At 43.4% G+C, this 24,011-nt stretch carries 20 protein-coding genes; 5 read left to right on the top strand and 15 right to left on the bottom strand.

What is annotated here, in order from left to right:
* Positions 1–72 precede the first annotated feature (72 nt).
* Positions 73–1,266, bottom strand: a complete 1,194-nt coding sequence (locus tag AACU28_RS15705) for a class I SAM-dependent methyltransferase (protein ID WP_121603199.1) — start codon at positions 1,264–1,266, stop codon at positions 73–75.
* 129 nt (positions 1,267–1,395) lie between these two features.
* The gene (locus AACU28_RS15710; RefSeq protein WP_121603200.1) at positions 1,396–2,799 is read right to left on the bottom strand and encodes a methyl-accepting chemotaxis protein; all 1,404 of its coding nucleotides are present in this window, start codon (positions 2,797–2,799) and stop codon (positions 1,396–1,398) included.
* A gap of 88 nt (positions 2,800–2,887) precedes the next feature.
* Between AACU28_RS15710 and yccX the strand changes: the two genes are divergently transcribed.
* Complete coding sequence (gene yccX / locus AACU28_RS15715; protein ID WP_017088500.1) at positions 2,888–3,175, top strand: acylphosphatase; 288 nt, start codon at positions 2,888–2,890, stop codon at positions 3,173–3,175.
* Positions 3,176–3,233: 58 nt separating this feature from the next.
* On the opposite strand, the gene AACU28_RS15720 is transcribed toward yccX, so the two are convergent.
* The 6 genes from AACU28_RS15720 to AACU28_RS15745 form a co-directional block, all read right to left on the bottom strand.
* Positions 3,234–3,563: a TusE/DsrC/DsvC family sulfur relay protein gene (locus AACU28_RS15720; protein WP_017082226.1), complete on the bottom strand. Its 330-nt coding sequence runs from the start codon at positions 3,561–3,563 to the stop codon at positions 3,234–3,236.
* Positions 3,564–3,718: 155 nt separating this feature from the next.
* Positions 3,719–4,384 carry a Bax inhibitor-1/YccA family protein gene (locus AACU28_RS15725; RefSeq protein WP_121603201.1) on the bottom strand — a complete coding sequence of 222 codons (666 nt, stop codon included), beginning with the start codon at positions 4,382–4,384 and terminating at the stop codon, positions 3,719–3,721.
* 295 nt (positions 4,385–4,679) lie between these two features.
* Positions 4,680–5,444 (bottom strand): amino acid ABC transporter ATP-binding protein, encoded by a 765-nt coding sequence (locus AACU28_RS15730; RefSeq protein WP_004733637.1) that lies wholly within the window; start codon positions 5,442–5,444, stop codon positions 4,680–4,682.
* Positions 5,445–5,466: 22 nt separating this feature from the next.
* Positions 5,467–6,564, bottom strand: coding sequence for an amino acid ABC transporter permease (locus tag AACU28_RS15735; RefSeq protein WP_017077200.1), 1,098 nt, complete (start codon positions 6,562–6,564; stop codon positions 5,467–5,469).
* Position 6,565: 1 nt separating this feature from the next.
* Positions 6,566–7,771, bottom strand: coding sequence for an amino acid ABC transporter permease (locus AACU28_RS15740; protein WP_004733635.1), 1,206 nt, complete (start codon positions 7,769–7,771; stop codon positions 6,566–6,568).
* 71 nt (positions 7,772–7,842) lie between these two features.
* Positions 7,843–8,871: an amino acid ABC transporter substrate-binding protein gene (locus AACU28_RS15745; RefSeq protein ID WP_004733634.1), complete on the bottom strand. Its 1,029-nt coding sequence runs from the start codon at positions 8,869–8,871 to the stop codon at positions 7,843–7,845.
* Positions 8,872–9,352: 481 nt separating this feature from the next.
* Between AACU28_RS15745 and AACU28_RS15750 the strand changes: the two genes are divergently transcribed.
* Positions 9,353–10,294, top strand: coding sequence for a precorrin-2 dehydrogenase/sirohydrochlorin ferrochelatase family protein (locus tag AACU28_RS15750; RefSeq protein WP_121603202.1), 942 nt, complete (start codon positions 9,353–9,355; stop codon positions 10,292–10,294).
* 180 nt (positions 10,295–10,474) lie between these two features.
* Here the strand turns inward: AACU28_RS15750 and AACU28_RS15755 are convergent, their stop codons facing one another.
* Positions 10,475–10,957 (bottom strand): YajQ family cyclic di-GMP-binding protein, encoded by a 483-nt coding sequence (locus AACU28_RS15755; protein WP_004733632.1) that lies wholly within the window; start codon positions 10,955–10,957, stop codon positions 10,475–10,477.
* Between the two features lie 12 nt (positions 10,958–10,969).
* A complete protein-coding gene (locus AACU28_RS15760) occupies positions 10,970–12,028 on the bottom strand; it encodes a 3-deoxy-7-phosphoheptulonate synthase (RefSeq protein WP_017077204.1) in 1,059 nt (352 codons plus the stop codon).
* A gap of 207 nt (positions 12,029–12,235) precedes the next feature.
* Here AACU28_RS15760 and AACU28_RS15765 point away from each other — a divergent pair, with 207 nt between their 5' ends.
* Positions 12,236–13,123: a putative PEP-binding protein gene (locus AACU28_RS15765; protein WP_121603203.1), complete on the top strand. Its 888-nt coding sequence runs from the start codon at positions 12,236–12,238 to the stop codon at positions 13,121–13,123.
* Positions 13,124–13,299: 176 nt separating this feature from the next.
* On the top strand, positions 13,300–13,785 hold the full coding sequence (locus tag AACU28_RS15770; RefSeq protein WP_017082222.1) for a PaaI family thioesterase: 486 nt from the start codon (positions 13,300–13,302) through the stop codon (positions 13,783–13,785).
* 117 nt (positions 13,786–13,902) lie between these two features.
* Here the strand turns inward: AACU28_RS15770 and AACU28_RS15775 are convergent, their stop codons facing one another.
* Positions 13,903–15,258, bottom strand: a complete 1,356-nt coding sequence (locus AACU28_RS15775; protein WP_004733628.1) for a hypothetical protein — start codon at positions 15,256–15,258, stop codon at positions 13,903–13,905.
* A gap of 28 nt (positions 15,259–15,286) precedes the next feature.
* On the opposite strand from AACU28_RS15775, the gene AACU28_RS15780 reads away from it, so the two are divergent.
* Positions 15,287–16,195, top strand: coding sequence for a CvfB family protein (locus AACU28_RS15780; RefSeq protein WP_004733627.1), 909 nt, complete (start codon positions 15,287–15,289; stop codon positions 16,193–16,195).
* A 303-nt stretch (positions 16,196–16,498) separates the two neighbouring features.
* On the opposite strand, the gene rsmF is transcribed toward AACU28_RS15780, so the two are convergent.
* The 4 genes from rsmF to AACU28_RS15800 form a co-directional block, all read right to left on the bottom strand.
* Positions 16,499–17,920 carry a 16S rRNA (cytosine(1407)-C(5))-methyltransferase RsmF gene (gene rsmF / locus AACU28_RS15785; RefSeq protein WP_121603204.1) on the bottom strand — a complete coding sequence of 474 codons (1,422 nt, stop codon included), beginning with the start codon at positions 17,918–17,920 and terminating at the stop codon, positions 16,499–16,501.
* 169 nt (positions 17,921–18,089) lie between these two features.
* Entirely contained in the window at positions 18,090–20,747 is a 2,658-nt protein-coding gene (locus tag AACU28_RS15790; protein ID WP_017077209.1) for an MlaD family protein, read from the bottom strand.
* Positions 20,734–22,071 carry a paraquat-inducible protein A gene (locus AACU28_RS15795; RefSeq protein ID WP_121603205.1) on the bottom strand — a complete coding sequence of 446 codons (1,338 nt, stop codon included), beginning with the start codon at positions 22,069–22,071 and terminating at the stop codon, positions 20,734–20,736. Before AACU28_RS15795 ends, AACU28_RS15790 begins: the two co-directional genes overlap by 14 nt.
* A gap of 78 nt (positions 22,072–22,149) precedes the next feature.
* Complete coding sequence (locus AACU28_RS15800) at positions 22,150–23,946, bottom strand: ABC transporter ATP-binding protein (protein ID WP_017086285.1); 1,797 nt, start codon at positions 23,944–23,946, stop codon at positions 22,150–22,152.
* Between the last annotated feature and the right edge of the window lie 65 nt (positions 23,947–24,011).

Consider the following 24,011-nt stretch of genomic DNA (forward strand, 5'->3'; position numbering starts at 1 on the left):
CAAAAAAGGGCCGAAAGGCCCTTTTTTAATACGTCTGTTTTGCTATGAAAACTAGATTCTAAAGCACTAGAATTAAAGCACCTTACAAGCAAAACCTTTTAGGTAGAAACCTTCTGGGTAAGCTGTATCGATCAAGTGATCGGCTGCTTGCTCGAAGCGTTCAACAAATTTCACTGTTCTGCCTGCATCTAGAGCTGCGTCAGCGATGATTTTCTGGAATAGTTCAGCACCCATCAAACCTGAGCAAGAGTAGGTGAGTAGCGTTCCACCTGGCTTCAGGATTTGCATCGCTAGCATGTTAACGTCTTTATAACCGTTAGCACCTGATGTTAGGTTGTTTTTGCTTGAAACGAACTTTGGTGGATCCATGATCACTACGTCAAACTTAGTGCCCTGGTCACGGTATTCGCGAAGTAGTTTGAATACGTCAGCGTTTAGGAATACAGCACGCTTTTTCGAGATGTCGAACTCATTCAGTTCAGCGTTGAACTTAGCCGTATCAAGAGCAAGTTGAGATACGTCTGCGTTGATCACACGCTTTGCGTCGCCTTTAAGTGCGTAAAGGCCAAAACCACCGGTGTATGAGAAACAGTTAAGGACATCTTTGCCTTTAACGTACTTCATAGATTCTTTGCGACTATCGCGTTGGTCCATGTAGAAGCCCGTTTTGTGGCCTTCCATAATGTTCACGCTGATCTTCACGCCGTTTTCTTCAATGACTACTGACTTAGGTGGCTCTTCGCCATGCAGTACGCCGACGGTTTGCTCTAAACCTTCTTTTTTACGAACCGCTACGTCAGAGCGTTCGTAAATATTACATTCAGGGAAGCATTCAACTAAAGCTTCAACGATAACGCTTTTGTTGAATTCCGCGCCAGCACTCAGTAGTTGGCAAACTAAGAAGTCTTGGTACTTGTCGATAGTAATACCTGGCAGGCCGTCAGATTCAGCCGCCGTTAATCGGTATCCCGTTAGGCCGTCACGTTCGATGATATCTTCACGTAGTGATTGTGCGTCTTTAAATCTTTTGATGAAAAACGTTTTATTGATTTCTTCCTTTTCAAATGTCCAAACACGAGCGCGAATTTGAGATTCTGGTGAGTAAGCTGCTTTTGCGAGCCACTGACCATTTTGAGCATATACGTCTACAGTTTCACCTTGTTGTGGTTCGCCTTCGACCTTATCGATACCGCGTGAAAATACCCAAGGGTGTTTGCGGCGTAGTGATTTATCTCGGCCTTTAGCTAGATGAATTGAAGGAGTCATAATTTACTCTGTTTGTTGAATTTGAAGGAGGGGTATTGTCGGGGAAGTACAAGGGAAAAGCAAATAAGAAAGGGCTGCAGAAGCAGCCCTAGCAATGATTAATTAACACATAGTGGTTAGATGCCAGTATTAAGCTTTAAGACCTGTCAGCAAACCTTCCATCGTATCGCTTTGCATACGAAGTTGGTCAACATTTACATTACTCTTACTGATCATTTCACAGATGCTGTCTGATTGATGACGAATCTCTTCAACACTTTGTGCAATGTTGTCAGCAACAACACCTTGCTCTTCAGCAGCAGTAGCAATTTGAGTGCTGCTATCAGAAATAGATTGGTTCTTTTCAGCTAACGATCCAATCTCAACGTTTACTTCCGACATCAATGTTTGACCTTCGTTAGCATTGCTAACAGTCACTTCCATCAATTTTGTCAGTGATTGGCTGTTACGTTGTAATGATTCAATCATACTTTGGATTTCAACCGTCGCTTGTTGAGTACGGCCGGCAAGGGCACGGACTTCATCGGCAACAACAGCAAATCCACGACCTTGCTCGCCAGCACGTGCAGCCTCAATGGCAGCATTCAGGGCTAATAGGTTAGTTTGTTCTGAGATGCCATTGATGGTTGCGACCACTTCATCAATTTGCGCTGCATTAGCATCAAGCTCTTCTACCGCTTGCGAAGCTGATTGAATTTCTTGAGATAGGCTTGAGATAGATTCCAATGTATTTGAAACTTTTACTTGGCCACTCTGTGCAACACCGCGAGCGTCCATAGTCTGAGAGCTAGACTCATGAGCAAGTGTTGCGACTTCACGAATCGTAGCTGCCATTTGTTCCGTTGCACTTGCCAAACTATTCAGATGTTCTTGTTGGTTACCCGAGATGTCTGAGCTCTGTTGTGTCGACTGGTTTAAGTCAGAACTGATCTGCTGCATGAGTGCGACAGACTCTTGGATTGATAGAACCATGTTTTGTTCACGTTCTGCTACTTTATCAATAGTAATTGCGATTTCACTAAACTCATCACGAACAAGGAAGTAGTTCATACGGCAGGTGAGATCGCCACTCGCTAGTGTGCTTAACGCTTTGTTCATAGAGAACATTGCGCCGCCGATGAAAGTCATGATGTAGTAAACACCTAGCGCGATCAGCGTTAGGGTTACTGCGATAATTGAAACCTGAGTCGTAGATAGAGCTGACCATAAGTTTTGGTCATGGTTTGCAACCAAGCTGAATGCACCGTTCATAACTGAGACGGAACCAACACCATAGCCTAAAGAGATGGTTTCAGAATTACTGACAAGTTGAGCAACTTGATCTTTCGTCAGTTGACCCGCTTCGATAAGTCCTTTCATCAAGAGCATTTCTTCTTGATAAAGATGCGCAAGTAAAGAGTCTGCGGCGCTATCTAAAACAAGAGTTAATATAACCAGGGCGAGAAGAGGTAATAAGAAGAGTAGATAGAACTTTTCTTGGATTTTTAGGTGAATGAGATATTTGTCAATCCAACGAAATGGGATTTCTTTCATAATCGTTATACTCGAAGTAAGTCCACCAATAAGCGGTGAATGAATAGAGTCGCAACTATATCATTCATACAATTTATGAGGCAACGTTATGGAAAGTTCACAATATATTTTTGTCGTATCAGGCGTAGTTCAGTGTGTTGGTTTTCGCTATCACACCAGTAGGCAGGCACAAGCTCTGGGCATTTCAGGCTATGCAAAGAACCTAAATGATGGCCGAGTTGAAGTGTTAGCTGTCGGAAAGGGTAAGGAAATAGAGAAGTTCCACGCTTGGCTCAATATTGGCCCTTCGAGTGCGACAGTAGATCATGTAGTGATGCATCAAGTTAAAGAAAGTGATCGGCAGGATGTGCGTATAGGGGAATTTAAAATACTGTAGCTAGCGCACTACAGTATTTACCTTTTTACCTTGAGAGCAACCTAAAGCTGTTTAAGCTTTACAAGCATTTTGCTGGTTTAGGTAAACCCGCGAGCTTGGTTGCTTGTTTAGCGGGGCCTTTCTTGAACAATTTGAATAGGTACTTGCTGTTACCTTTCTCTGGGCCGTGCGCTTTTTCCATCGCTTTAACGAGCATACGAACAGCCGGAGAGGTTTTGAACTCTTCGTAAAAGCTTCTTACAAAATGGACCACTTCCAAGTGTGCTTCAGTCAATTCAATCGCTTCGTCTTCAGCCAGGATTTCAATCATACCTTCTTCCCATTGTGTGTAGTCCAATAGGTAGCCTTGAGCGTCGGTTTCAATTTGTTTGCCGTTATATTCAAACATGTTTAGTCCAGAATCAGTTTAACTCAGTAAATAGGGTACATGACCACGTTTGCCTTTCTCAAGACATATTGTCGTTATCTCTAGTAATATTGCTTCTATGGATACAAAAAAGCCCAAGAGACAGGCTCTTGGGCTCGATTTTGAACGAACTATGATTAGTCGTTGCTGTTCATAATGCCTAAGATGCTTAGTAGGCTGATGAAGATGTTGTAGATCGAAACATACAAGCTAATCGTTGCAGAGATGTAGTTCGTTTCACCGCCACGGATGATGCTTTGCGTTGTTAGCAAAATAACACCAGTCGAGAATAGGATGAACATACCGCTCATTGCTAAAGACAGTAGAGGCATTTGTAGGAAGATGTTTGCAACCATCCCTACTAGCAGAACAACAAAACCAGCCATTAGCATACCGTTAAGGAATGAAAGGTCACGTTTAGTCGTCAGTGCGTAAGCTGATGCACCCATAAATGCTAATGCTGTACCACCAAGTGCAGTAAGGATGACATCACCCATACCTGCGCCAACGTACATGTTTAAGATTGGACCAATGGTGTAGCCTAAGAAACCTGTAAATAGGAATGTGAAGACTAGACCCATGCTGTTGTCACGGTTCTTTTCTGTTAGGAACAGTAGGCCGTAGAAACCAACTAGCATAATGATAAGACCAGGGCGAGGAAGGTTCATCGCCATAGATACGCCTGCTACTACAGCAGACCAAAGTAGTGTCATAGACAGTAGTGCGTACGTGTTACGCAACACTTTATTGGTTTGCAGAGCATTCTCTCGAGTTGCTGTGCGTGAAAACATAGGGCTGTTCATAATCTTCCTCGTAAGGTGACTTCAATAGTTATTAGTACATTTATGGGGCTGAAAGTTCGAAAAATCAAGTCTTTCATTCCTTTTGTATACCTAAAATAATAATCAAAATAGTCGGTTAAGTGTTTCTTAAGGTGTAACAAAGTGTTTCTAATGACGTATAACGTGTCGCTAATACTCGATGTTCAGACTTTTATAGTTACTGGCTAATGATTTATAACCTTTGAAAAACTATCTATAACCTTGAAAAATAAAGAGGCGACCTAAGCCGCCTCTATAGTTTATGCATCATAACACATTAATGGTGCAAGATTTGGCTCAAGAAGTTCTGCGTTCTGTCCGATTGTGGGTTTTCAAAGAAGTCGACAGGGTTGTTCTCTTCTATGATTTCACCTGCATCCATAAAGATAACGCGGTCGGCAACTTCTTTAGCAAAACCCATCTCATGCGTTACACACAACATCGTCATGCCTTCTTCTGCAAGCTCAACCATAACGTCTAGTACTTCACGAACCATTTCCGGGTCGAGTGCCGATGTTGGTTCGTCAAACAACATGACTTGAGGGTTCATACATAAAGAACGAGCGATTGCTACACGTTGTTGTTGGCCACCTGAAAGCTGTCCTGGGAATTTATCCGCTTGCTCAGGGATTTTTACACGCTCGAGGAATTTCATCGCGATGGCTTCAGCTTCCTCTTTCGGCATCTTCTTCACCCAAATAGGGGCCAGAGTACAGTTTTCTAAAACCGTTAGGTGAGGGAATAGGTTGAAGTGTTGGAAACACATACCTACATCTCTGCGCACGGCTTCAATGTTCTTCAGATCTTCTGTCAGTTCATTACCTGAAACGAAGATATGACCTTTTTGGTGCTCTTCTAATCGGTTGATACAGCGAATCATCGTGGATTTACCTGAACCGGAAGGGCCACAAATTACAATTTTCTCGCCTTTTCTAACTTCTAAATTGATGTTTTTAAGAACGTGGAACTCACCGTACCACTTGTTCATGTCTTTTAACTCGATCATAAGACCTTGAGAGTTGTTTTCTGTTTGCTGCGTCATAATACGTCCTTGATCTTGTTAATTATCGTTTGTGACCGGTGTGAAGTTTGTTTTCTAGCCAAATCGAGTATCTCGACATGCCAAAACAAAACACCCAGAACACTAACGCGACAAATACATAACTTTCTGTTGAAAACCCAAGCCATTCAGGATCGGTATTCGCGGCTTGGCCAATTCCCAATACATCAAACATACCGATAATTAAAACCAGACTGGTATCTTTGAACAAACCAATAAAGGTATTCACAATTGAAGGAATCGTGATCTTAAGAGCTTGAGGTAGAATGATAAGCCCTGTTTTTTTCCAGTAGCTCAACCCTAAAGCATCAGCTGCTTCGTATTGACCTTTTGGTATTGCTTGTAAACCACCGCGGATTACCTCTGCCATATAAGCCGCACTAAATAGTACTACCCCAACCAACGCTCTGATCAGTTTATCGGTTTCCATCCCTTCTGATAAAAAGAGCGGAAGCATTACCGAAGCCATAAATAGAACCGTAATCAGCGGTACTCCACGCCAAATTTCGATGTAAACAGTACACATACTGCGGATGATCGGCATCTCTGAACGACGCCCAAGTGCCAATGCAACGCCAATAGGAAGTGACACTACAATACCAACAAGTGCGATGATCAGCGTAACTAGTAGACCACCCCATTTATGGGTATCAACAACCTCTAGTCCAAATACACCACCGTATAGTAAGCCAGCAATGATAAACGGGTAGATGTTTACGAAGAACAACCAAATCCACGTGCGCTTAGGTGTTTTTTCGTAAGCTAACAAAACGACAAAAATAGCTAACGTTGCGTAGAAAAGGCGAGGGCGCCACAGTTCAGCTTCTGGATAGAAGCCATACATGAATTGGTCCCAACGAACACTAATGAAAACCCAACATGCCCCGTCACTTGTACAGGCATCTCGAGTTGTTCCTATCCAATCAGCATTAATGAATGCCCAATCTGCTATTGCCCACAATAAAGTGAAAGCAAAATAACCAAGGACCACAGTGACGACACTGTTAATTGGTCCATTAAATAGATTTTTTCTTAACCAACCGACAGGTCCAACAGTATTCGCTGGAGGCGGAAGATCAGGTTGAAATTGATGTGTACTCATCTTATCTCTCCACCAACGCTACTTTGCGGTTGTATATGTTCATTAGAGCGGATGTTAATAGGCTTAGAGTCAGGTAGACGCCCATTGTCATCGCGATTACTTCGATAGCTTGTCCAGTTTGGTTCAATGTTGTCCCTGCAAATACAGACACAAGATCGGGATAACCAATGGCCATCGCAAGTGATGAGTTTTTGGTCAGATTCAAATACTGACTGGTTAATGGTGGGATAATAATTCTTAATGCTTGTGGAATAATCACCAGCTTGAGGGTTCGTGTTCTAGGGAGACCTAGAGACATCGCAGCCTCTGTTTGCCCATGGTTTACCGCGTTAATACCTGAACGCACAATCTCGGCGATGAACGCTGCTGTGTAGATACTTAAAGCAAGCATCAACGCTGCTAGTTCAGGAATGATGCTAATACCGCCCTTGAAGTTAAACCCTTTCAAAACTGGGTACTCCGCAGAGATAGGCATGCCCATAACAAAGTAAGTTACCAACGGTAAGCCCACAATCAGTGCCGCAGCAATTCGCAACATTGGTGTTTGTTGGCCGGTTAGCTTTTGTTTGTTATTAGCCCAGATGTTGATAACAAAAGTAGCGATGACACCAGTAATCAATGATGCGATCACAATGCTACTGCCTTGCTCTAACACTGGTGCAGGGAAGTACAAACCACGTACGTTCAAGAAAATGGCTTCACCAAGGCTCATACTTTGACGAGCAGAAGGTAAGGCTTGTAGAACGGCGAAATACCAGAAAAAGATTTGCAACAGAAGAGGGATGTTTCGGAATATCTCAATATAGATAGCTGCAAATCGGCTAACTAACCAATTTGAAGAGAGCCTTGCAATACCCATACTAAAGCCCAGTACCGTGGCTAACATGATGCCGAGTACAGAAACCAAAGCGGTATTGAGAAGACCGATAAAGAAGGTACGACCGTATGAGAATGTTTCGTCGTATTCAATCAGTGTTAAGCCGATACCAAAACCAGCTTCTTGGGATAAAAAATCAAAACCAGTGGCGATACCACGGGAATCTAAGTTAGTGAGTGCATTATTTACAATCGTGTAAAAGAAAGCACAAAGCGCCCCGACGGCGAGAATTTGGAAAACAATTGAGCGAAAAGTGGGGTTGTAAAAAAGGTTGGCACTTTTGGGCTGTGGCTTTGCCTGAGCTGGAGAAATAGTTTCATTAGGTTTCATACTGCTATAACCTCAAATCCATTTAATAAATAGGGCGGAAAAGTCCGCCCTAATTGATGCTTGTAAATTTATTAACGGATTGGTGGAGCGTACATAAAGCCGCCCGCATTCCATAGTGCGTTTACGCCACGAGAGATCTGTAGTGGTGAACCTGTACCAACAGTACGTTCGAAGCTCTCACCGTAATTACCAACTTGTTTAATGACTTGGTAACCCCAATCGTCACGAATACCAAGGCCTTTACCTTTAGGACCGTCTACACCAAGAATACGTTTGATGTTTGGATCTTTTGACTTAAGCATTTCGTCAGCATTCTTAGAAGAGATACCGTACTCTTCCGCGTTAATCATTGCTGAAAGTGTCCATTTAGCAACGTTGAACCACTTGTCATCATCTTGACGAACAACAGGGCCTAGTGGCTCTTTAGAGATGATTTCAGGAAGTACTTGTGCAGATTTAGGATCAGCTAAGTTTAGGCGAAGTGCGTATAGACCAGATTGGTCAGTCGTTAGCACATCACAACGACCCGCGTCGAAGCCTTTAGATGTTTGTGCTGCCGTATCGAATACCACTGGCTTGTAAGACATGCCACTGTTACGGAAGTAATCGGCTAGGTTAAGTTCAGTTGTTGTACCTGATTGAACACATACAGAAGCGCCATCAAGCTCTTGAGCACTTGTTAGACCGAGTTCTTTCTTAACCATGAAGCCTTGACCATCGTAGTAGTTAACGCCTACGAAGTTCAGACCTAGAGCAGTGTCACGATGTAGTGTCCATGTTGTGTTACGAGATAGTACGTCGATTTCGCCAGATTGAAGCGCGGTAAAACGTTCTTTAGCAGTAAGAGGTACATACTTAACTTTAGTTTTGTCACCGAGTACAGCCGCTGCAAGAGCTTGACAATACTCAACATCAATTCCTTCCCATTCACCTTTTGAGTTAGGGTTAGAGAACCCTGGAAGACCGGTACTTACACCACAAGTTAGAAAACCTTGAGATGTGACTTTGTCCAGAGTGCTTTCTGCCGCTGATGCTGATGTTGCCATCATCGCAGTTGATGCAGCTACTACTGAAGCAAGAAGTGTTAGTTTATTTGTCATTTGTATCCTTCCTTGTTAACCAGGTGACACCTGATACTCGTGCTCATTTGAGTTTTTCTATATGTGTTGCGTTTTCTATGACCTTGTTACTCAAATCAAACTGGTTGCATTTTGCAAATGAAACTGTGTGCGATTTAAACAACTATTTATAAGGTTAGGAAAGGATTCGTACTTTCACAAATGTATAATTTAAAAAGAATTTTGAATGAAATCACAAATCCGAACACAATTAGAATGACCAAATGTTAACTTAATGTAAATAGTGCAGCGCTTCACACTGTTGGTGCAACGAGATTTAGATTTTTATATTGACAATTGACTAGGTTAATATTCTGAATCAATGTCACAATGATGAAACATTAAACTTCAGAAAGGTTGAAATTTGGTGAATAAATATTTTTATTGCACTTGGATAGTTATTAATATGCTCCAAATTTGGTAGCATGGCTGAATAGTTATTGAAGTCACCTCAAGGAAGAACATGCGTTATTTCCCAATGTTTTTAGATGTAGAAAATAAGCCGATCTTAGTGGTGGGTGGGGGTGAGGTTGCTTGCCGAAAAGTCGATAGCTTGTTAAGAGCTGGGGCGGATGTCACGTTAGTGTCCCCAAAGGTAGAGCCTTACTTAAAGCAGCTTGTCGATGAGAATAAATTACATTGGATTCAAAATTTTTACTCTTCACAACTTATCTCGAAAAACTACTTACAAGTGTGGGCAACAACAGACAACCCAAACCTAAATCATCAAGTACATAATGATGCAAAAAAAATGGGTATTCTTGTCAATGTGGTCGATGACTTACCCTATTGTGACTTCATCACTCCCTCAATGATAAATCGCGGAAGAATCCAAATTGCGATCTCAAGTGGGGGCGCATCACCTGTTTTGGTGAGAAATATTAGAGAAAAACTCGAAACGGTATTGCCACAAAACATAGGTTTGATTGCGGACTTTGGTGCATCAAAACGCAATTCGATTAAGGAGTCCTTTCCTACTGTTGATGAACGCCGCAAATTCTGGGAACGCTTTTTGTCATCCAGTTTTATCAATCAAGTGACGGATAGGGAGCAACTTGAATCGTATTATCAACAGTCGCTGACTGAGCCAGTTGATAGTGAAGGTCAGGTAACTTGGATCGAATTTGAGCAAGACGTTGAGTTATTGCCTATGAAGGCCCTACGTTTGATGCAAGAAGCAGAGTTAGTGCTTGCACCGAGCGATTGTCCATTTGAGTTTGTTGACCTGTGCCGCCGAGACGCGGAAAGAGAAGGTTATGCTGACAGTGGAGAGCTGTCGACCAAGCTTGAGCAAGCGAGGGCCGAGAAATTGCGAGTGTGTGTCTTTATTCCACCAGCGAGTGTTGAGTTCAATTTACTGGCCGGCAAAGACCTTAAACTGTCTGTTGCCAAAGTGCTCAGTTGAGTTGATAGATTTTAGTTGAAGTGAGCGCTTTCTAGTTGTTTGAAATCGGCTAGAGACGCTCAATAAGACTGACCCGATAAATAAAAAGCCACTTCCCAAAGAAGTGGCTTTTTGCTATTTCGAACACGACATTGTACTGATGAATGAGCAACCCAAATAGCGGTCGCTCAAACTCAAAAATTAGTCGCGGAAGTTGTCAAACTGGAAAGGTTGACCAAGTTCACCGCTGCGAACTAGAGCCATAACCGCTTGTAGATCATCACGCTTCTTACCGGTTACACGAACTTTGTCGCCTTGGATAGAAGCTTGAACCTTAACTTTGTTGTCTTTGATTAGCTTAACGATTTTCTTAGCGACATCCGTTTCGATGCCTTGCTTAAAGATAACCGTTTGGTGCCAAGTGCGACCTGTTTGGTCTGCCGCTTTCGCTTCCATCGCGTTAGGATCAACATTACGCTTTGTTAGGTTGCTACGAAGGATATCGCGCATTTGCTTCAGTTGAAAATCGTCTTGAGCAGTCAATTTTACTGATTCATCTTTGTAATCAAAGCTTGCTTCAACGCCGCGAAAATCGAAACGAGTCGATAGTTCACGGTTTGCGTTGTCTACCGCGTTACGCAGTTCTACTGCTTCTACTTCAGAGATAATGTCAAATGATGGCATTGTGTTGTTTCCTTAAGCTAAGTTTCTATCTTTAATTGCTGTTGCAAGCATATCTAGCATTGTTGCAGTATCTTCCCAGCTTAGGCATGGGTCAGTAATCGACTTGCCGTATTCTAGGTTGTTGATATCTGTCATTGGCTGGTTACCTTCTACAATGAAGCTTTCCGCCATGATGCCTGCAATTTGATTCTTGTTAGATTTGATTTGCTCACAAATGTCTTGTGCCACTTCTAACTGTTTACGGTGCTGTTTCTGACAGTTAGCGTGGCTAAAGTCTACAACCAAACGTTGAGGTAGATCGAATTCAGCCAGTTGCTTACATGCGTTATCTACAGATTCAGCATCAAAGTTAGGGCCTTTATCACCACCACGTAGAATTACGTGACCGTATGGGTTGCCAGAAGTACGGTAAACCGTCATACGGCCGTTCTTATCTGGCGAGTAGAAGTAGTGTGAAGCATGCGCAGCACGAATCGCATCAATAGCAATTTTGATGTTGCCGTTAGTTGCGTTCTTGAAACCAACTGGGCAAGACAGTGCAGAAGCCATTTCACGGTGAATCTGAGATTCAGTCGTACGAGCGCCAATTGCGCCCCAAGTGATAAGGTCTGCAATGTACTGACCGGTGATCATATCAAGGAATTCAGTCGCGGTAGCTAGGCCAAGCTTGTTGATATCTAGTAGAAGCTTACGAGCTTTGTTCAAGCCTGTTTCAAGTGCGTATGACCCATCAAGGTTAGGATCGGTAATCAAACCCTTCCAACCTACAACAGTACGAGGTTTCTCGAAGTAGGTTCTCATTACAACGAACAGTTCATCTTTGTACTGGTCTTGAATCTGACTTAGACGCTCGGCGTAATCAAGTGCCGCTTCTGTATCGTGAACAGAGCAAGGGCCTACGATAACTAATAGGCGGTTATCACGACCCGTTAGAATATCTTCGATTTGGCGGCGAGAATTTTTAATGCGCTCAGCAACGTCGTCAGTAATAGGATGTGCATTGCCTAGTTCGGCAGGAGTTGGCATAGGACCCAGAGCTTGGGTTCTCAACTCATCAGTTTTTAATGGCATGTGATGGCTTTTTTATTCTATTGCGAAGTGGTTAAGATAACGGAATTGAACAGAGGAATAAACTCTCTTAAGTCAAAGTTATCTCTGTTATTGCTAATATTCTTATTTTTATCAGCAGGCCAGCGCCAAATAAGGGATTTTCACTTGTATTAACAGGCAGCTATCGGTATTTTCGTTTGAACACAACATAAAAATGCTGGAGCAGCAATGACTCAAGAAAATCAAAGCACTTTGCACCCAGAACTGGTCTTAGGTGATGTGCTGCCTTCTTACAACGATAATAATAATTCTAACCACTTATACGTTTCATTATCTGAATTGGTTATGGATCGTATCTTCTATCACCCAAGTATTGAAAGTCACTTAGATACACTGACTGATATCGAAAAAACCTCTTTAGATGCGATCCTTGGCGATAAAACAGTCGATAAGCATTTTGTTTCGACCTTAGTGATTGCCATCCAAGCTGCCGTTCAGCCAAATCATACTTCTGTTCGTATCGCGTTAAGTAGTGCTGACAGCTATGGCTTCCGTTCGCTACTTGGTGGTAGCTGTGAAGCCGAAGAGATAAACCCGGCACTAGGTGTTCGTGGGGTTGCTCGTTATGCAACATCAGAGTACAGCAAAGCATTCGCTTTAGAGTGTCAGGTAATTAAAGCGTTGCGAGAGCAGGGTATTAACGTTGAAGTGGTTGTACCGTATGTACGAGCATTAAGCGATGCCGCTAAGATTATTGATTTGCTTGCAGAGCAAGGCTTACCGCGAGGCCTTAATGGTTTGAAAGTACTGTTCTCGTGCGATGTGCCGTCTGCAGTGCTACTGAGCGAAAGATTGCTGCATTACTTTGACGGTGTTGTAGTGAACGTTGATAGCTTAGCGTCTTTCACTTTAGGCGTAGACAAGCACAATGAAGCTCAGCAACACGCTTTTGATCCACAAAACGAGGCGGTTATTACCTTGTTGAGTATGATTGTTAAAGCAACGCTGAACGCGAAGAAGCCAGTCCTGCTTGTGACTCAAGGCTTGGTGGACTACCCGCGTCTACAAGGCTTCATCGCTGACCTTGACGGTGTAGAGACAGTCGTTACTGCATAGACGAGCTTATTGTCTAAATAAATCAACTTGCTGTATGAGTTTATTTAAAGCAATAAAGCTTTGAGAATGAAAGAGATATCATTATGCGATGATATCTCTTTTTTGTAACATTTTTTTGACATATCGAGCGCTAATCGATTAACTGGTCTGATGACTTATTTGACTAGGTAACTCGAATGTTGACCCCTCTACAAAAAGCAAATTTCTACTTGAGCATGTTTGGCTTTTTCAAAGTGCCTCTGATCTGGCTATGCCGACCAAAACTGCTCGCGCTGGATAATCAACATGTTGAAGTGAAAATTCCTCTCAAAAGACGAACTAAGAACCACCTCAATAGCATGTACTTTGGTGTGTTAGCAGTAGGTGCTGATGTGGCGGGGGGCTTTCTTGCAATGAGTAAATCCCAGCAGCAAGGCGAAAAAATCTCGCTGGCATTTAAAGAGGTGACAGGTAACTTCTTGAAGCGCCCGGAAGGTGACGTACACTTCACTTGTAACGATGGTGAGCTGATCAACACTATGCTGGCTGAAACTATGTCTACTGGCGAGCGTGTGAATCAACCCGTGACCATAATCGCGACTTGTCCGTCTTTGCATGGCGATGAACCAATGGCGGAGTTCACGCTAACGCTTTCGATTAAGAAAGTTCCTTCTAGAAAATAGCTCGGAAGTATAAGGTTGGACGGAATCTGAATCTGAAGATCATAGTTAAACAGAAAGCATTTGTTGAACAAGTGGAAGGGCGGTATGTGAATCTAGTATCCACATACCGTAACAACGCTATGACTCTTGAGTGATTTGCTCGATATCAACGATCTTTGAACGGTTCATTACGATTTTCCAACGGTAATAGGTCGGTTCAGTATCGTGATTGTTCTCTTTAATGATCAGATTGAGCAGGTGACGCTTTTCGACAGACTCACGGCTTACTTGCCCTTCATTCAGGCGATATACGTTATTTGACCCCTTGTCCATCAAGCGTGTCAGTGCTCTCAGGCTGATCGATAACGTTTCACGAGTCTCTTCGTAACCACTCATGAATGTTGACGTCGACATCTCGGTATGTGAACGATAGTGCAAGACTTGCTCTTCGCGCTGAACGACACGTTTCTTGCGTATTGATTGAATACGATCAGCTAACTTGGAAAAGTTCGCATAGTCCAACCATTCAAGCTTGTGGCCGACAGATTTATTGGTTGTTGGGTCAAAGTAGCGACGCTTCCACTTGGGTTTTCCTTTACGAAGCCAACGCCAAAGGATGTCTCTCAAGTCATCTTTAAATATTTCACGCAGTGCGTAGATAAATGACATCGACACGATGAAAGAAGCGGTAATCTCTCCTAGAAAATCACGAGCCAATATGACGGTTGTCGTCACGACCACCATGACTAAGCCTGTCGCAATACCTTTAACGGCACGCTTAACGTTTTTACCCATGGAGGTGGTCTTCTCCTTGAGTACGATAGGGTGCTCTATCAAACGTCGCAGCAGTCGCATCTTGTTACTCAGGCGCGTTACGTCTTCACGAACTTTGGCTGAGTTATAGCGATTAAGTTTACGATGGGCAGTCTCTTTGTCACACAACGTCAAGAGTCGCTCTTTTATCGTCGAGTACTCACTGCCACGCGGCATATGAGAGACCAGAGATAAGAACTTTTGCTCTGTGTACCAAGAAAGATAGTTATCAATGTTTGCGTAGTAGCGTTTGAGGTTTTCTTCATAAGGAATACTTCGGCGAAGCTTCTTCAAGATGTCTAACGCAAGCTCAATGACCTCATCAACCTCATCAGCTGTTACGTCGTCACTATCAGTCTTATTTAAACTGCTCACGGCTTTATCTAAAGCAATAACATATTGATATGCGAACAAACTCAAACTCACACGATACTGTGTCGTTGATAAGCGTCCACGTTTTGCCAAGCGACTGTGTACCAAAGGTAACAGTGTCTTGTCACTGTAGTAGGCGCGCTTTTGAGTAATTGAGCTGTAGAAAAAGGCACTTTCAGAAAGTACTTCGGGAGTGAGTCCGAGTTCACCGGGAATGAATAGATAAACGTCCATGTCGAGCTTTTTGGTCTTCGCCATTGCATGGTTAATTTTGAGTGTTATCGCATCTTGTTTATCAACGGTGATCAACGATGTCTCCTAGAATGTAAAAATATGAATGAAACTAGCGAAAGCATATCAGAGATCACGTATAATCACCGCCAAATTTAAAGTAGAGAAAATCTTGATGATTAATATTGGTCAAATAAACAACTTAGAAGTAGTAAAGCAAGCCGACTTCGGTGTATTCCTTGACGCTAGCGACTATGGAACCGTGTTGCTGCCAAAACGATTTACTCCTGAAGGTGTTGAAATTGGTCAAAAACTGGATGTTTTCTTATACATTGATTCTGACAACCAGATTGCTGCAACGACTGAAAAACCAATTGCTCAAGTGGGGCAGTTTGGCTTGATGACGGTTGAAGGCGTAAACAGCACCGGTGCATTCATGAGCTGGGGCGTGAAAGGTAAAGATCTTCTTGTTCCTTTCAGCGAGCAACGTGGCCGTTTAAACGAAGGTCAGTCAATCTTAGTATATGTGTATATTGATAAAGCATCTAGCCGCATTGTAGGTACAACAAAGTTCAACAAGTGGTTAGACAACACGCCTGCGACTTATAAGCAAAACGAGCAAGTGGATCTCATTATAGCTGAGCGCAGCCAGCTAGGTTACAAAGCGATCGTGAACGGTGAGCATTGGGGCATGATTTTCCCATCAGACATCATCGGTAAGCTATTCATAGGTAAAGCGCTAAAAGGCTACATTAAAAACGTTCGTGAAGAAGACGGTAAGATTGACTTGTCTCTTCAGAAAATTGGTGTGGCTAAAATGGATGACCTAAGCACTAAGGTTCTCGATCTGCTTGAGAAGAAAGGTGGTTACTTACCTTTGAATGATAAATCTTCTCCGGAAGTTATTTTCTCTGCATTCAGAACCAGCAAAGGTACGTTCAAGAAGACAATTGGTGGTTTGTACAAGTCTGGCAAGATCACTATCGACAAAGAAGGCATCAGCCTAGTTAAATAAGCGAGCTTGTCGGTCAAAAAAAAGCCCAAACCTTCCTGTTTGGGCTTAGGGGAAAGGGCTCCGAAGAGCCTACGCTAATCGTTTTAATTCTTTGACTGTTAAACTGAAGTCTAGTTTAAATTCCCTAATAAGCGATTTTTGTTATTGGAAATAGCGACTTGAATTGATATTTGTGTAATTAAGTGTTGATTTTTCAGTGCTTCCCTTGAAATGAACTAGCCGACAAGAATAGAAAAAGCCCAAACAATGAAGGTTGTTTGGGCTTTTGTTTTTCTCAGTACAGTGTGAGCTTTAATCGAACGACTAGAACAGGTTTTTGTCGCGTACTAGTTCTCTTGGTAAGCCATTCTTCACTCGGTTACCTACCCATTTACCAAGGCCGATGATTGCGCCGTTGTATTTTACTAGCACTTCGCCTTTGCCTGACAAGCCTTCTGGGCGAACGTCTCGGCCCATGAACCATTCTCGAGCATCTTCGATGATGAGGTCTACAATGTTAGCTTCATTACCTGTCGCGAGCGTTGTCGCGACTTGGTGTTGCCATCGGTAACCTTTTTTATGGGTTTCAGCGATCTTGATGCCCATACGAGAGAAACGGAATGCACCGATCATAGGCTCAAGCGCCTCAGGGAATAGCCAAACGTCTTTATCTCGGATCCAAACTTGAGTATCACTTGGTAGTTCGATATCGAGAGCACTAAGCAGTTGTTCAGCGACTTCTTGCTGAGCTTTCTTTGACGCTTTTTCAAATGGGAATTTACCCATTCGTTTTTTAACTTCTGGTGGAGTCGCAGACGCTAGTTTACGGATACGTGCAACAAAGAAACCTTCAGAGTCATACACCTGAGGGAAGATGTGAAGAAAGCCTTCTTCAGTAGTCGTTGCTTTTGCGTTGTCGAACAATGATTCAAGAGATTCAAACTCAACCGCATCACCAAAGGTTTCTTTTAGGTGATGGCACACTTGTTGGTTCTCTTCAGTGCTTAACGTACATGTTGAGTAAACCAAAACACCATTAGGTTTAAGAGTATGGAATGCACTTTCAATCAGGTCTTTTTGCGTGTCGGCAATATCGACTACAGATTGATACGTCCAGTTCTTCATCGCATCAGCGTCTTTACGAATGGTACCTTCGCCAGAGCAGGGTGCATCCAGCAAGACAGCATCAAACTGTTCTGGCAACCAACCACCGAAAACTCGACCATCGAAGTTACTGAGTGCGGCATTACGAACGCCACAACGTTCGATGTTGGCGTGAAGTACTTTCACACGGCTTGCAGCGTATTCATTGGCCACCAACACGCCGCGATTATTCATTAGCGCAGCGATTTGCGTTGTTTTAGAACCGGGTGCAGCAGCAGTATCTAGCACGGCTTGGTAATCAGCTTCGCCTTGGAAAAGTGCCGAAGGTGGCATCATAGAACTGGCTTCTTGGATGTAGAAAAGACCAGACATGTGTTCTGCCGTATTACCTAGAGGCGCTTCACTTTCATCGGCTGTAATCCAAAAACCTGTTTCACACCAAGGTACAGGTTCCAGTTCCCAGCCTTTCTCTTTTGCTCGTATTAGGAAGTCTTCAACACTGATTTTCAGTGTGTTGACTCGAATACTTTTACGAAGTGGTTTTTGGCATGAAGCAACAAAAGAAGCCATATCTAGGTGACTAGGCATGATCGCTTCGATGTGCGTTAGGAATTCTTCAGGAATATATACGTTAGCGTGCAAAAGAGTATCTCGAATTATTGCATTAATGCGGGGAGTTTAAAGCAAAATGAGGTCGTCCTAAACCATATTTACGGCAAACAACAAAAATGCAGCCGAATGGCTGCATTTTGATGAAGAATTAATCTTCGTTAAGCTGTATTAATTTGCATGGAGCTTCTGAGGATTCACTCTATGGGCGAGGAATCGCGGTTCTCCATGACTTCCACTCATCTTCTGCTTGAGGGTATAGGTAGAAAGACTGATCTTCGCTTGCCACAGGCTGAAGTTCACTCGTCGGTGGCGTTGAGAAGGTAATTCCGCCTCTTAATAAACTGTCTACCGTTCCTGCTTTGATGTTTGCACCAGAGAGGCCGATAGAAACATCGACACCCGACACGTTCCAGAACACAGTGTTTGCGCGGATCAGATACGCGTAGTCAGGTTCTATTTGAATCGTAGAGATGATGCGGTCAGCAAACTCGCCTAGTTGAACATCGATAACACTACCGATTTCTAGCTCACGGAATAGGATAGGCGTGCCTTCAGACACCGAGCCTCGCGTTTCGCTTTGTAGCTGGAATATCTTGCCTTCAGGCTGCACTGGTCCTTTGCTAAGCTTAAATTTCGTACTTCTGTCACCATTGCCCGGATCTACGTTGATGTGCTTAGAGAGAAGCGCAGAGACGTTTTTGATGCCATTAAGGCCGATCTCAGGTTCTGCCAACCAGAAGTGACTGTTCGCCACGGCAATCTTGTCAACGTACTCAGGTAAGATTCGCGCGGTAATTTCAATGCCGCCTTTATTGAAGTTAGGAATCACCAAAGTGACCTCACCTACAGTGACACCTTGGTATTTGATCGCCATACCCTTGCTTACTTCTTGATCACCAGAAGAGGTAATCGTAATCGCGCGGCCAAATTTTCGAGCGGATTTAGAATCTTTGTACAGCTTCCACACATCACCAAGCTTATTGTCTATACCGGGAAGCGAATCAAAAGCAATACCACCTTGAATTAGCGTTTTAACGGGTGCCGCTTTAATACTAATACCCGATAGCGAAGCATCAATCTCAACGCCTGAGCGGTTCCAAAAAACCGTATGCTTATTGAGTAAGTGCGTGTAACGATTTTCGATCGTGACTTTGATTCTTACACCACCATCTGCAAGCTGAAAATCCGAAATGCTACCCACTTGTAGGTTACGGTAGAGCAGTGGGCTGCCTTTAGAAATTGAAGGTAACTCACTAGCAAATAACGAAAGCGTCTTTGAGCCTGACTGATTAAACTTAGCGATTTCTGCTAACGACTTGCTTTGGAAAAGTTGGTAGTCAGTTCGAGCTTCAGGTTTACCTTCACTCACAAAGCTGATCGAGCCAGTAAGAAGCTGTTTTGCCGGTGGAACCGTAACACTTAGACCTGATTCGGTCAGCTCTGCGGTCGCACTGCCTGTCACAAAGAAACGGTTGTGGCTTTTGATTAGGTGCGCATATTCGTTATCGATAAGCGCATCCATAAACACTTCGTGCTTGTCAGAGCCAGTGCCAACACCATCAACTAAGCCAACTTGAATGATAGAGCCAACGGCAATGCCTTTGTAGAGTAGTTGTGTACCGACATCCAATCCGAATGAATTGTTCGATGTTAAGCGAATCGCGACTGACTTTTCTTGTTCCTGACTGAACTCGTTTTTACGAATCGCAGTAAATCGACGCGCCTTTTCACCTTCGCCCGGTACCAAGGTTAAAAAGTTACCTGTCACTAAGTTGGCAATGTTTTTCATACCAGTAAGTGACAGTTCAGCTTCTTCTAAAACGAATTTACTGCCGCTATTCAAAAAGTCACTGAATGCCGGTTGGATAGCGGCAGATGCGACCACGTTTTCGCGACCTTCGCTTAAAGATAAATCAGTGATCTGACCGATTTCAATGCCTCGATACATGATCGGAGCGCCTGTTGCGCTGATCTTGTTGTCATCTGGCACGGCGATCTTGATAGAGATGCCACGACCGGCGGTTTTCAAATCTGGGTAGAGCTTGAACTTGGTGTTCATCTCGACGGGCTGACCTTCTCCGGGAGAGTCAACCGCAATTGAACCACCAAGCAATGCACTTAGGCTCTCTAAACGAACATCAACACCAGAAAATCCGATACTGGCACCTAAACCACTGACATTCCAAAAACGGCTTTGGTCGGTAATGATATGGCTGTATTCATCTTTAATCGACGCTTGGATCGTAACGGATTTCGCGTTGTCGTTTAACTGGTAGTTGTAAACCTCACCAATTGGAATTTTACGATAAACGATTTGAGAGCCAACAGACACGCCGCCCAGATCTTTGGTTGTCAGTGAAATGTTCAAACCTTCAGAAGCGAGTAAATCAGAAGGGGACGATTCTAGGGCTTGGAAAACGGTTTCTGGTTCTTCTTTCGTTTCGCTAGGATGAATAGCAATGTAGTTACCCGAAACAAGCGCGTCTAACCCTGAGATACCAGACAAACTCGCCGTTGGTTTTACGAGCCAGAAACGTGTGCCCTTTGAAAGTAGCTTCTTCGCTTCTGGGTAGATGTCAGCATCGACATAGATGCTCGATAAATCTTTGGACAAGGTGATGTCGCGCACCATACCCACCTCTAAGCCTTGGTAACGAATTGTTGTTCGACCTGCGACTAAACCTGCGGCATCTGAAAAGTATATCTGCACACGTTGCCCTGCATCGTGTATCGATTTCATGACTAACCAACCGGCTAATGCGACGGTTAATATCGGTAGAATCCACAAAGGTGAAATGCCTTTGTTTTTCCTTACTTCTGGTGAATATGACGTTTGTGATTGGTTATCGTTGTTCATTCACTGACTCATCTTTAGAGGTGTAGTTATCCCAAATTAGCCTAGGATCTAAGCTTTCCGCTGCCAGCATCGTGAGAACAACAACGACACCAAAAGCGACTGCACCATAACCTGGTGTAAAGTTTAAAATCTGTCCACGGTCGACCAAGGTCATCATGATCGAAATAACGAACAGATCCATCACCGACCATTTTCCCACCCACTTCACAATGAAATAGATGGTCATGCGCTGCCTGTGGTAAACCGCGCGCTTCATCTTGATACAAATTAAGATGTACGTTAGGCCAAGTATTTTCGCAACAGGCACGACGATACTGGCAATAAAAATGATCGCTGCGATGCCATACATGTCGCTATTGATTAGCGAAGCGACACCAGAAATTATCGTGTCTTCTAACCTTTGTCCGTTTGTAATAAGGATAGAAATAGGAATAACGTTGGCTGGTACGATAGCCACTGACGCAGCAAACAACAGAGCCCATGTCTTCTGTATAGAGTAGGGCTTACGGTGATATAAGTCATGGTGACAACGTACGCAAGTATGACCTTCAGGTTGAGAAAGGTGGCAGTTGTGGCAGTGTACGTTCTTACTTTCTACAAAAGAGTAATCAGACTCTTGAGCCCAAGCTTCCCAATAACGACGCACACTGATACGGCTTACCAGTAATACACTGAAAAGCTGCAGTAAAATCAATCCAACTAAACCAGGGCCGACAAAAATATCGGAATAATCCTGCAGTTTGAAGCATGAGACAGCCAAACTTACCAGAAATACATCCAACATCATCCAATGCTTTAATGTCTGGATGATGGATAACGCATACCTAAATGGCGTGAAAATCTTAAAGCGCAGTGCTGCATGAGTGATGAGTACAGAGGTACAAACGAGTAACGGGGCGATCGAACTGCAGAATAGGATGAGTAGGCCTAATAGAGGGAAGCCTTCACCCATTAAAGTAAAGACACCTGATGGTAACGTCGCAGGTATCATGACGCCAATCAGACGAATACTGATAAATTCAAAAAAGTGTGAGGGGATAAATAGCAATAAGCAGGTAATCGCGATTGCTAGGTTTCCAGACAGGCTAGGTGTACCGCCTCGGTAAAGCTGGGTGCCACACCTTGGACAATATGCGGATTTCCCCAGAGGGATATCCATTTTATCAACGGGGAGTTCACAGCCCTGACAAAGGCGTACAGAGCTGCTATCGCACTGGTGCCCGGTTCTTAACGGAGACTTAGTTGCCAACGGAGACTCAGTTGACAACTGGTGCTGAGTCGATAAAGAGTTGGTTTCGGATGGGGAGGTCACGCGACCTCCCAAGTTGAAACACTAATCAGACTTTTAGGCTGATTTAAATGCCTAGAACTACACGGACTTAAATCCCTAGAACAATAAACATCAGGCGTGCGATTGCACACTGCCATAGAGTGTTTGATATAGTCCTTGTTGTTCAACCAATTCACCATGCGTTCCCGTCTGTGTGACTTGCCCATCTTCTAAAACATAGATTAGATCGGCCTGTTTCACCGCTGATAATCGATGAGCCACTATCAAAGTTGTGCGATCTTTCAAAAACTCGCTTAGTGCTTTATGCAGTGCTGACTCTGTTGCTGTATCCAGTGCAGATGTTGCTTCGTCAAGAATAACAAACTTAGGATTACTCAGCACCATGCGGGCGATCGCTAAGCGTTGTCGTTGACCGCCAGACAGTCGAACGCCATTCCTACCAATTTGCGTATCCAAGCCATTACTCAGCTGTTTGATAACATCTTGCATTTGAGAGACTTCAAGCGCCCGCCACAACGACATTTCATCGTATTCAGCACCAAGGGTCAGATTATGCCTTAATGTATCGTTAAAGAGTATAGGTTGTTGTAAAACAACGGCAATTTGACTGCGTATTATGTCAAAGCTGATGTCGTCCGTTGTTTCACCATTAAAGCGTATACAACCAGAGTCGGCTTGATAAACCCCAATTAACAACTGGATCAACGTTGATTTACCACCACCGCTAGCACCCACTAGGGCGACTTTTTTCCCTGCTGGAATGTGTAGTGATAGCCTGTTTAAAACAGTGTTTTCTAATGTGTAAGAGAATGTAACGTCTTCAATGTCGACTGTCACTTCTTTATGGTCATCAAAAGGGTTTACCTTGCTAACAGGGCGATGTTCTTCTTCTAGTTGCAGTAGGTCGTTAATACGTTGCAGCGCTGCTTTCGCGCTATACCAAGAGAATTGAATCCCTAGCAATTCTTGGACAGGGCCTAACATGAACCATAAATAGCCGAATACCGCAAAAATCTGACCTATCGTCAAGTCACTGAACAACACCATTAGCATGGCGACGGCTCGGAAAAGCTCGAAACCTAATAAGAACAGTAGAAACGAAACACGACCGGCAGCTTCCGATTGCCAAGCGTATTTATCAGCATCGATTCTCACTTGGTTTGCTTGAACTTTAAGTTCATCAAGAAAGATACGCTCCTTATTAGCGGCACGGAGCTGATAGATGCCATCCAAGGTTTCAACTAAGCGATTCTGAAAACGCTCAAAAGACTGGTTCTCATATTTTTTGAGGTGTTTAACTCGGCTGCCGAGTTTACGAGAAAAATAAATAACAACAGGATTGACCAGTAAGATAAATAGCCCAAGTCGCCACTCTAACCATAGTAGGACGATAGCGGTTCCGAATACCGTTAAGAAACTGATGATAAATTTAGAAAGGGTTGAGCCAATGAACTTATCAATGGTCTCTATGTCTGTAATTAGGTGAGCATTAATACCGCCGCTGCCCTTGGTCTCATATTGTCGGATGCTAATGCGGCCAAGTTTATCGATCATCTTGCTACGCATCTGGTAGGTGATCGTTTTGGAAACCAATGTAAATTGGCGACCTTGTAGAATATTCAGCGCTTGGCTGGCCGAGCGCATTAAGATAACCAACAACAGAGTAAGCGCAATATAACCAGTTGGCGTTTGCAATGAGACTGGAAGTAGATGATTCATCATCTCTAACCCTGAAGCTGGCTTATCAAGCAAAACTTCATCGACCATGAGTGGCATAAGCAGAGGGATAGGGACGCTAATCAGGGTTGCAATAATGGCAACAAAGTTAGCAAACAGTAATTTGGACTTGTGTTTTTTTACTTGAGTTATCAACCAAGAACGGCTAATAGTGTCTTCTGAATTGTTCATTGTAATGAGAATAAGTCCTATTTAGTTTGATGACCGCATTTTACTGCGTTCTCTTGATAATGGAA

Origin of the sequence: Vibrio sp. SBT000027 (assembly GCF_963894355.1) — a bacterium.
GTDB lineage: Bacteria > Pseudomonadota > Gammaproteobacteria > Enterobacterales > Vibrionaceae > Vibrio > Vibrio splendidus.